General features: G+C 56.0%; 7 protein-coding genes. 5 read left to right on the top strand and 2 right to left on the bottom strand.

Annotation, left to right across the window (positions count from 1 at the left end; genetic code table 11):
* Positions 1 to 19 precede the first annotated feature (19 nt).
* The gene (locus QPL95_RS04040; protein WP_303289703.1) at positions 20 to 1639 is read right to left on the bottom strand and encodes a methyl-accepting chemotaxis protein; all 1620 of its coding nucleotides are present in this window, start codon (positions 1637 to 1639) and stop codon (positions 20 to 22) included.
* A 157-nt stretch (positions 1640 to 1796) separates the two neighbouring features.
* On the opposite strand from QPL95_RS04040, the gene QPL95_RS04045 reads away from it, so the two are divergent.
* Positions 1797 to 2501: an AzlC family ABC transporter permease gene (locus tag QPL95_RS04045; protein WP_303289704.1), complete on the top strand. Its 705-nt coding sequence runs from the start codon at positions 1797 to 1799 to the stop codon at positions 2499 to 2501.
* Positions 2494 to 2838, top strand: a complete 345-nt coding sequence (locus tag QPL95_RS04050; RefSeq protein WP_303289705.1) for a branched-chain amino acid transporter permease — start codon at positions 2494 to 2496, stop codon at positions 2836 to 2838. The genes QPL95_RS04045 and QPL95_RS04050 overlap by 8 nt, the downstream gene beginning before the upstream one ends.
* Here QPL95_RS04050 and QPL95_RS04055 read toward each other — a convergent pair whose 3' ends face one another.
* The gene (locus QPL95_RS04055; RefSeq protein ID WP_303289706.1) at positions 2839 to 3243 is read right to left on the bottom strand and encodes a DUF1330 domain-containing protein; all 405 of its coding nucleotides are present in this window, start codon (positions 3241 to 3243) and stop codon (positions 2839 to 2841) included.
* Between the two features lie 220 nt (positions 3244 to 3463).
* Here QPL95_RS04055 and QPL95_RS04060 point away from each other — a divergent pair, with 220 nt between their 5' ends.
* The 3 genes from QPL95_RS04060 to QPL95_RS04070 all read left to right on the top strand — a co-directional run bounded on the left by QPL95_RS04060 (position 3464) and on the right by QPL95_RS04070 (position 6186).
* On the top strand, positions 3464 to 4111 hold the full coding sequence (locus QPL95_RS04060) for a cytochrome c (RefSeq protein ID WP_303289707.1): 648 nt from the start codon (positions 3464 to 3466) through the stop codon (positions 4109 to 4111).
* A 13-nt stretch (positions 4112 to 4124) separates the two neighbouring features.
* On the top strand, positions 4125 to 5141 hold the full coding sequence (locus tag QPL95_RS04065) for a c-type cytochrome (protein WP_303289708.1): 1017 nt from the start codon (positions 4125 to 4127) through the stop codon (positions 5139 to 5141).
* 94 nt (positions 5142 to 5235) lie between these two features.
* Positions 5236 to 6186: an AEC family transporter gene (locus QPL95_RS04070; protein ID WP_303289709.1), complete on the top strand. Its 951-nt coding sequence runs from the start codon at positions 5236 to 5238 to the stop codon at positions 6184 to 6186.
* Positions 6187 to 6679 lie beyond the last annotated feature (493 nt).

The following is a 6679-nucleotide window of genomic DNA, read 5'->3' on the forward strand; positions in this document are numbered from 1 at the left end:
TCGCGATTGTAGACAGATTTCAACCAAGTTGCTGCCGGGTTTTAAACCCAGCCGTCAATTGCCGCATCGACACCGACTCCTGCCGCAGCGCTTCACTTATCAGGCGGGTGCTCTTTACATTTTCGGTCAGCGTTTCGGCGCTTTCCGCCAGCGTATCGGCCCGTCGCCCTACTCGCCCGATCTCATCACGCTGCATTGATACTGAGGCACGGATACTGTCACTGTGCACTTCAAGCTCATCAAACTGACTGTTGAGCTGATCAAGATGAACTGCCAACGCCTGCAGGTTCGACCGGTTTTGCTCACCGGCATTACGCATTTCCGTCAGCAAACCGTCTACACCACCGACCCCCATAACCAGATCCTGTACCCACTGGCGGATATTACCTGTCGATTCCGCGGTTCTTCTGGACAAAGTCCGCACTTCATCGGCGACGACCGCGAACCCGCGCCCGTGCTCACCCGCCCTGGCCGCCTCTATGGCTGCATTCAGTGCAAGTAGATTGGTCTGTTCCGCAATATCCGCAATAACACCGGTGACCTGCTCTATTTTTCCGGTCGATTCGCTTAATTGCTGAATGGAGGAAGAGACCCGTGATATCACCTCATTGGCATGATCTGCGCCACTTTGGCTATTCTGAAGGCCGCCCCGCACCTCCCGGTTCGCTGCCAACGCCTGATGCACGGTTGCTGCCGTTCGTTCTGCAGCCTGTTCAATTTGCGACGCCTGCTCAGCGATGGATTCCGTAGACGTGGTGACGTCAGAAATCTGATGACGTGTGGTTTCGGATGCAAGCTGAAGCGCTTCCGCTCCCGCATCCAGCGCCGCCGAACGTCCGTCCAACGCACCGGCAGCCTGCCTTACATCACTGATAAAGGCATCGAAGCGACTTACCAGCCTGACCAGAGCCCCCGCTACGCCGGCCACTTCGTCACGGCCACTTACCTCGGGAACCCGGGAAAGATCAGACTCCTGCTCCATAACGACAAGTTGTCCCTGCATGCCCTGCAACCGGAGAATGACGGATTGCCTCAACCAGACAGTCATCCCGACAACCAGAATAAAGAACAACGAGGACCCTGCCAGCACAAACACCTGCTGATCGGATAAAAATGACAACAGCTCATCTGCACCATTTGACACTTCGTCACGGCTCGCTACCTGCTGCTCTCCGATTGCGGCAAGCATCGGTTCCATTGCCGGAAACAACTTGAAATCGACGACCTGCCCCACCCGGTAGTAACTTTTCTCAGCGATGCCCTCACCCATGCCAGCCATGAGGGCTTGTACGTCCTCAAACTGCTTCTGAGTTTCTGCTGCCCACGGCTTGAGGTCCGGGTTCGCCGCCACACTCTCCCAGTGCCGGTTCAAGGCCGCGTCCAGGCGCTTGAACTCCACATTAATCTCATCCCACAGCATCAACTGAGCTTTAATCTTATAGGCCAGGTCCTGCAGATGGCGATGATCCTGCTCCAGGTCCATAAGCAGCCAGGATTCAGCGAGACGGTCTCGAACCAGATTTTTAGAAGTATCTTCGGCTTTCAGGATGATCACCCACGACATTGCTGCCAGGCATGCAACGGCGCCGAGTGACAAAAATGCAAACAAAAGAATCCGCGCGCGGACAGTGGCCAGCATAACAACTCCGGGAAAAGGACAATGCCAAGGAGGGTATGCCTGTTTTGTGACACTTTTATGTACGACTTGGCGCCAATTTATCGTTGAAGACAACCAGGATCTTCAAAACACGCCGCCAATTATCTATCATCTCGGCTTTTAGAATGTTTGGATGCTAATGAACCAGAACGTTTTCAAACTCACCTTACCCATCCTTTTTGGCTACCTGCCACTGGGCATGGCTTTCGGGGTACTGTTTACTACCCAGCTCGACCACCCCTGGTGGATTGCCCCCCTGATGGGCCTGGTGATCTACGCGGGTGCCGGCCAGATCCTGGCGGTCAGTCTGTTAGCGGCCAATGCGGGGCTGGTAGAAGTGGCGGTAGCCATGTTTGTTCTGAACGCCAGGCACCTGTTCTACGGGTTGTCGCTGCTGGGCCAGTTTCGTGGCGCCGGCTGGCGTAAGAGCTACCTGATCTTTGGCCTGACCGACGAAACCTACTCCCTGCTCACCAGTCGGCCGCGCTCCGGCGACAAACAACATGAGCAAGCGGTGGATTTCCGCATCACAGCGTTCAATCAACTGTATTGGGTGGCGGGCTGTACCGTCGGCGCGTTACTGGGCGAATGGGTGGCGTTCAACAGCACCGGTATCGAGTTCGCGCTGGTCGCGCTGTTTATCGTGCTGACCATTGAGCAGTTCAAGGCGCTAGGCGATGGCTTTCCTGTCTGGACAGGTGCCCTGGCGGCCGGTATCGCCATGGTGATGGTGCCGCCCACTCATCAGTTGATCGCTGCGATCGCGATCGTTACCGGCATTCTGCTTCTGCATTATCGGCACCACTGCGCAACCACTTCTCAGGCGGAGACCAGCCATGACTGACGGTTACTATCTGGCTGCGTTTATCCTGGTCTCAGCCCTGGCCACACTGGCCACCCGGTTGGTGCCGTTTCTATTTTTTGAACGCCATACGGAGCACCCCCTGGTACAACATCTGGGGCGCTACCTTCCGGCAGCGGTCATGGCACTGTTGGCAACGGTATTTTTGCAGAGGTCAGCAAACTGGGGAGCCGGCATTCCCGGACTGGACGCACTGATCCCGGGAATACTTGTGATTGCCGTTCATGTACGGCGAGGTAATGCTCTGCTCTCAATTGCAGCAGGAACCATCGCCTACATGGCAATTCAGCAGACAGGAATCCTGACGGGCGGGTACTGATCAGGGCCCGCCTTCCACATTGGCAACCAGCCTGGAGTCCTCGAGAGCTGCCGTCCTGTGCTTGAGCACACCTTTATACTCCGGGCTTTCAATCATCGCCAGAAAGGCGTTAATGGAGGGGTAGCGAACCAGCAACACCTGATCCCAGGATTCATCCGGCGGCGCGATCAGTGAACCAACGCTACGGCCAGACCAGATAACTTCCGCCCCGACCGAGGTGACGCATTCCGCAGCCTCCCTCATGTAGCGCTTGTACGCATCCCGGCCCGAGCACGCCTCGCTGGCGTCCTTATATTCCGCCTGGTCGCGAAACCGCAGCAAGTTCAGCATGACGACGGGTTGATCTTTCGGGGTTTCCTGCAAGACTTTCTTTAACTCTTCCTGAGATGGGTCTACGGTCGCCATAGGTGTCCCTGTTGTTCATTAGAGGTGGTGTCTGACATCCGGTGCACGAACAAACAGTAAACCAAAATGCGTCGGGGTGCACCATCCCATTAGCCTTTAGGATGAGCTTGCTTGCGTTATTGATCTTCATCAAGCGAAAATCGTCCGGTTAATTCAAACTATATGCACATAACAAAAACCACTAAGGCAGCCACATAGCATCGATAGAGGGCTAAGGATCGTGAAAAGAATAACGCTAGCACTGACAGCGCTGGGTCTGGCAGGCCTTACGGGCTTTGCACAAGCTGCGCCGGAGGGCGATGCCGCGCGGGGCGCAGAAGTCGCAAACCTCTGCGTTGCCTGTCATAAAGCCGATGGCAGCGGAATGAATATGGACGCCGGTGAATCCTGGCCGAGACTGGCCGGCCTGAACGCAACGTATTTTGCCAAGCAGCTTCACGACATTAAAAACGGCACCCGCGTAAGCGCCACCATGACGCCCTTCGTGAACATGCTGGATGATCAGAAAATCGCTGACGTTGCAGCCTATTACAGCCAGCTGGAACCAACAGAGGGACAAGGCGGCGAAGGTATCGATGAAGCCACCCGGAAGCGCGGCGAGCAACTGGCCGAGCGTGGCGACTGGTCCCAATACATTGTTTCGTGCAAGAGCTGCCACGGCCCCGGTAATCGGGGCGCCGGTACCGTGTTCCCGGGCATTGCTGGCCAGCATGCCGGCTACATTGAAGCGCAACTGAAAGCCTGGAAAGATGGCACACGCAAGAATGATCCGCAGGATCTGATGGGCTCCATCGCCCGTCGTATGAGCGATGAAGACATTCACGCGGTGGCCATGTGGCTTGCCAACCAGAACGCCGGCAGCAAATAAGGGGGCACCTGTCATGATTCGCACATTCCTTACGGTCACCCTTTCCGGAACCTTGGCGTTCACGGCTAACGCGGCGACCAACGACGAAAGAACTCAGGCTTACATCGACCAGCTTACCTCTATGGGCTTTCCTGCCCCGAAGGAGAATCAGCTGGTGCACATCCCGCCCACCATGGCAGACCTGGACGAGGCGGATGATATCCATCCGGAGGTGAAAAAGGTTATCCGCAAGGGCTACGACCTGTTTACCAACACGCAGCAGTTACGGGGCGAAAACGTCTTCAACAACATGAATTGTTCAAGCTGCCACCTGGGGGAAGGTCGCATGCCGTTCAGCGCCCCAATCTGGCCCGCCGCCGTTACCCTCCCCGGCTACCGGGGTAAGAATGGTCACGTCAACAATCTTGAAGAGCGCATTGCCGGCTGCTTCACCTACTCCATGAACGGCAAGCCACTGGAGTACGGGAGCGACAACATGCTGGCCCTGTCTGCCTACCATCAGTGGCTGGCCACCGGCGTGGCCATGTATCCCAAACAGCCAATCTACGGCCGCGGCTTCCCGGCCCCTGAGCGGCCGGCAGAACTGAGCTACGCCAACGGTGAAAAGCTTTATCAGGACAACTGCGCGGTGTGCCACGCAGAAGACGGCAGCGGGTTGCGCGTCGATGGACAGACGGTATTCCCTGCCCCATGGGGTGACATGTCCAACAACTGGGGTGCCGGTATTGTCCGTGTGTTCACCGCCGCTGGCTTTATCAAGAACAACATGCCGCTCGGCCAACCCAATTCCCTCACCGACCAGGAGGCCTGGGACATTGCCTTCTTCATGGACAGTCAGGAGCGCCCGCAAGACCCACGCTACACGGGCGATGTGAAAGAAACTCTGGAAAAATACGGGCCAACGTTTCACAAACACTCCATGTATGGCCAGGTGCGCGAGCACGACGGCAAGGTATTGGCTGACCATGACAACACCGGCGAAAAGCCCTTCCTGAAGCCGGATGCTGTAAGGCCCCGAAATTTCGAGTGAGTTTCACGGTATAATGCCCCTTGAATGCCTCCCGCTGTGGAGGCATTTTTATTCACGCCTTCATCAACCCGCGCCAACAGGAGTGAGAAGTCCCTTGAGCGGCCTGCTAGCAACGTTTACCCACACCCTTGAAACCACGCTGCCCGTCTTTGCCATGGTATTTATTGGTATCGGGCTTCGCCGCATTGGCTGGATAGATCAGCATTTCATAGCCACCGCATCGGCCCTGGTATTCAAAGCCACACTGCCAACCCTTGTCTTTCTCAGCATTATAAAGGCTGACCTGAGCACAACGCTCAATCTGAGCATGCTCCTGTTCTATCTGGCGGCGACGCTGGCAAGCTTTTTTACAGTATGGCTGTGGGCCATTCGCCGAGTCCGGGCCGAAGATCGGGGGGTGTACGTTCAGGGGGCGTTCCGGGGTAACTGCGGTATTGTCGGCCTGGCGCTGGCGGCCAACCTTTACGGCGACTACGGCCTCTCTGCAGGCGGTTTACTGCTTGGACTGGTGATCGTCTCTTACAATATTCTGTCTGTCGTGGTTCTGTTGGCTTACCAGCCTGGCAAGCGCATGAATTTCTCAACCACTGCCAGAGATATCATCCATAACCCTCTGATTATTGGGGTGGTCATCGCAATTCCATTTGCTGCACTGGAAATCACTTTGCCTCAGTGGGTGATGACCAGCGGCGAGTATTTTGCATCACTGACCCTCCCGCTGGCGCTGCTTTGCATCGGGGCGACGGTGTCTCTCAAGTCATTACGCAGTGACAGTGGCCCGGCTCTGGGTTCGGCAACCTGGAAGATGGTGGCCTTGCCTGTGGCGTGCACCTTCACCGCTTGGGCGGCAGGGTTTCAGGGACGAGAGCTGGGCTTGATGTTCCTGTTCTTTGCCAGCCCGACGGCAGCGGCAAGTTTTGTGATGGTGAAGGCGTTAGGCGGGAATGACCGCATGGCAGCCAACATCATCGCACTCACCACACTGCTGGCCAGTGTAACGGTCACGACAGGGGTCTTCGTATTGCAATCAGCAGGCCTGGGGTAAAACAGGTGAAGCACGCGGCTAATGAAGGCCCAATAAAAAACCCCAGCATGTCTGCTGGGGTTTCTAATTGGCGGAGAGGGAGGGATTCGAACCCTATTAGCATAGTGGCCAAAAGCGGAATACCGTGTAATATCAGTTAAATAGAAATTTATCTACGGAGCGCCAAGGAAAGGGGCGGACACCATTTCGCCCCAATTTTGCCCCAATCTCGCCCGCCACAGATTCCGTTTTAGGTCTAGCTTACGCTGGAAAATCTCGCTCTCATTGTTTCTGTTTTGGCTGAGAAACCGCATGCAAAGTTGTATTGTGTCGGGTGGGGTGGGGGAAAACAAAGATCGCCAAAGGCGCGCCAAACTAATCCTCTCAGGGCCGCCCCCTCTGGCAGGATAGTTGGCACTACTTAATTTTTAACCAGTTGGGCGGTTCAGGTGTTGATAGTGCCTCGTTATTCCGAAGAACGTAAAGCCGCCGTGCTGGCGAAGTTGTCGCCGCC

Source organism: Marinobacter sp. SS5-14b (assembly GCF_030541005.1).
Lineage (GTDB): Bacteria > Pseudomonadota > Gammaproteobacteria > Pseudomonadales > Oleiphilaceae > Marinobacter.

Coding starts and splice junctions, on each gene's coding strand:
- QPL95_RS04055 (WP_303289706.1), bottom strand. CDS start 3,243: ATGGCGACCGTAGACCCATCTCAGGAAGAGTTAAAGAAAGTCTTGCAG.
- QPL95_RS04045 (WP_303289704.1), top strand. CDS start 1,797: ATGAACCAGAACGTTTTCAAACTCACCTTACCCATCCTTTTTGGCTAC.
- QPL95_RS04050 (WP_303289705.1), top strand. CDS start 2,494: ATGACTGACGGTTACTATCTGGCTGCGTTTATCCTGGTCTCAGCCCTG.
- QPL95_RS04065 (WP_303289708.1), top strand. CDS start 4,125: ATGATTCGCACATTCCTTACGGTCACCCTTTCCGGAACCTTGGCGTTC.
- QPL95_RS04040 (WP_303289703.1), bottom strand. CDS start 1,639: ATGCTGGCCACTGTCCGCGCGCGGATTCTTTTGTTTGCATTTTTGTCA.